Origin of the sequence: Actinoplanes sp. NPDC024001 (assembly GCF_040638955.1) — a bacterium.
Classification (GTDB): Bacteria; Actinomycetota; Actinomycetes; order Mycobacteriales; family Micromonosporaceae; genus Actinoplanes.
In genome coordinates this window covers 1-2,947 of the sequence record NZ_JBEZZB010000345.1, presented here as the reverse complement: position 1 = coordinate 2,947, position 2,947 = coordinate 1, and the positions used below count along the sequence as shown (strand labels likewise).

The 2,947-nt window shown below is 73.7% G+C and carries 2 protein-coding genes; both read left to right on the top strand.

Annotated elements, in window-relative coordinates:
• Positions 1-129: 129 nt before the first annotated feature.
• Positions 130-1,290, top strand: a complete 1,161-nt coding sequence (locus AB0F81_RS50955; protein ID WP_360211658.1) for a HAMP domain-containing sensor histidine kinase — start codon at positions 130-132, stop codon at positions 1,288-1,290.
• 377 nt (positions 1,291-1,667) lie between these two features.
• Positions 1,668-2,924, top strand: coding sequence for a hypothetical protein (locus AB0F81_RS50950; protein WP_360211656.1), 1,257 nt, complete (start codon positions 1,668-1,670; stop codon positions 2,922-2,924).
• Positions 2,925-2,947: the final 23 nt, after the last annotated feature.

Genomic DNA, 2,947 nt, shown 5'->3' with positions numbered 1-2,947 from the left:
ACCCCGCCGGTGTCGCGGTCCTCGCGGTTGGGCACCGTTTGCGCCGCGGTGGTCGCGGCGGCCGGTGGCAACCCGGTCGTGCACACTCCCGGCATCGCGCCCAGCGCGGGCGGCCGGGCCGGCGCCGGCCTGATCGACGCCGCGGCGCCGAAAGCGGAGCCGACCGTCGAGGACGTCGACGGCGGCGTGGTCCGCCTGCAGCCGGTCACCGTGAACGGCAAGACCCTGGTCGTCGAGGTGTTCGTCCCGGGCTCGGAACTCAACGAGAACACCGCCCGCGACTGGTGGCTGCTGCTCGGCCTGGCGGTCGTCCTGGTCGGCGGCGCGGTCTTCGTGGTCGACCGGCTGGCCCGGGGCGCGGTGTCCTCGGCCCGCAACCTGGTGGAGGCGGCGCTCGCGGTCGGTGACGGTGACCTCGGCGTCCGGATACACCCCTCCGGCCCCCGCGAACTGGCCGAGGCCGGTTACGCCTTCAACCGGATGGCGGACCGCCTGGTCACCTCGCGCACCGACGAGCGGGAGCTGGTCGCCGACCTGTCGCACCGGTTGCGCACCCCGCTGACCGCGCTGCGGCTCGACGCCGAGGCGCTGGACCCGGACGACACCCAGATCCTCGACCTGTCCGCGGACGAGGTGGACCGCCGCCGCGGGATCCGGCGCATCCGGCAGGCCATCGGCACCCTCGAGGACGAGGTCAACCACCTGATCAACACCACCCGGCAGGCGGTCGCCGCGCAGGTGGCGGCCCCCGAGGACGGGCTCTGCGACGCCAGCGAGGTGGTCCGGGAACGGATGATGTTCTGGTCGGCGCTCGCCGGTGACCAGGACCGTCAGTACCGGGTGGTCGGCGCGCACCTGCGGATCCCGGTGCCGGTGGCCCGCGCCGAGCTGGCCGCCGCGCTGGACGCGGTGCTCGGCAACGTCTTCCGCTACACCCCGCAGGGCACCGCGTTCGAGGTCGGGCTCTCCCGCCGCGACGGCTGGGTGGCGCTGCGGGTGGACGACGCCGGGCCGGGCATCCCCGACCCGGAGCGCGCGCTGCGACGTGGCCAGAGCAATCAGGGCTCGACCGGCCTGGGCCTGGACATCGCCCGCCGGGTGGCCCAGGCGACCGGCGGATCGGTGAGCCTGGACCGGGCCGCGATGGGCGGGGCGAGCGTGGTTATGCTCCTCGCCGACGCGGACGCCACGCCCACGGCCCCGAGCCGGTTCGGCCTGGTCGGACGCGGCCGCCTGACCCGCGAACGGGACCCGGGACGACGCCGATGGCAACGACCGGGGCGGGAATGACGTCACCTGAATCGAACCGTGTCCCCCGGACGGAACAGCGCTTGCTTATATCTCTATTAAGGGCGTTCCCCTGGCGCTCCAAGGCTGGCAGTCTTCCCTCCGATCCCATCCGGCTTTCCGGCTCGCAATCCGCAGCGCGTCCCCATCGCCGCGAACCGGCAAGCCGCCGCACGGTGGGAGGCGGTCACCCCATGGGCCCCTCCCACCGTCACTCAGCTCGACGAGGAGACGCAGTGTCCGCGCATCGCCGGCCAGCGTTCCGCGGGTCGCCCCCAGGGCGACGGCGCGCTCCGAGCGAGCATCCCCGGCGAGCACGCTCCGCGACCTTCCGGCTCCTTCCGGTAGCGCTCGGGCTGGCACTGCTCGGTGTCGGCGGCGTGGTCGGGCCCAGCGTGATCGGCGCCGGCCCGGCCGACGACACCGACCGGCTCTCGCTCGCCGGCCTGCCGACCGACGCGCCCGAGCAGGGCCTGGTCTACAGCGGCCTCAAGCTCGCCGCCGCCGACTCCCTCTGCGCCGGCTCCTATCTGCTCTTCGAGCAGACCTGCACGCACGGCCCGGAGCGTCCCCCGGCCGGCCTTTCGGTACGCCGTGACGTCGCGCCCGTGACCGAGGGTGGCCAGCGGGTGACCGCGGTGCGCCGGGAGAGCGCGGCGGTCCCGGCCGACGCCGAGATCGCCCGGGACGAGGGCGGCAGCGCGCTCACCGCGGATGCGCCGGCCCTGATCCCGGACGCCGCGCCCGGCCAGGCCGACTTCATCCTCGGCCCGGACGACGTGGCCTGCTCCGGCGACGGCCGCAGCGGCAAGCGGGTGCAGCTGCTCTACCTGCACGAGTCGTCCACCGACAGCCGGTACGCGAAGTTCCTCAACTCGTTCCGCACCTGGGCGGCCGGGGTCGACGCGATCTACGACGCGAGCGCCGGCGAGACCGGTGGCTCCCGCCACATCCGGTACGTGACGACGCCCGACTGCCGGGTGGACGTGGCCGAGGTCCAGCTGCCGAACGGCTCGCTCGGCTCGTTCCTCAAGACCATCGAGGCGCTGCGGGGTCTCGGCTACAACCGGACCGACCGCAAGTACCTGATGTTCTCCGACACCAACGTGTACTGCGGCATCTCGACGTACGTGCGGGACGACCGGCCGAGCCGGGTGAACCGCAACAACGGTGGCCCGTCGTACGCCCGGGTCGACTCCGGCTGCTGGAGCTCGGCGGTGGCCGCCCACGAGCTGACCCACTCGCTCGGCGCGATCCTCTCCGGCTCGCCCAACGCCACCGGCGCGGGCAGCTGCACCGACGACCACGACCTGCTCTGCGGCCCGGACCGGTCGGGCAAGCCGATCCGCACCGCGTGCCCGAAGAAGCACGAGATCCGGCTGGACTGCGGGCACGACGACTACTTCAGCACCAACCCGAAGCCGGGCAGCTACCTGGCCAAGCACTGGAACGTCGCGCTCAGCGAGTTCCTGCTGCGCAGCGACGGCGGCGACGACATCCCGGACGCGCCGGGCGCCATCCGGCCCGCGCCGACCGAGCAGGCCCCGGCCCCGCAGGAGCCGAAGCCCGAGCCGGCACCGAACAGGCTGAAGACCCACAGCGCGTACGCCGCCCACCAGTTGAAGTTGTCGCCGTAGAAGACGACCGTGTCGTCACGGCC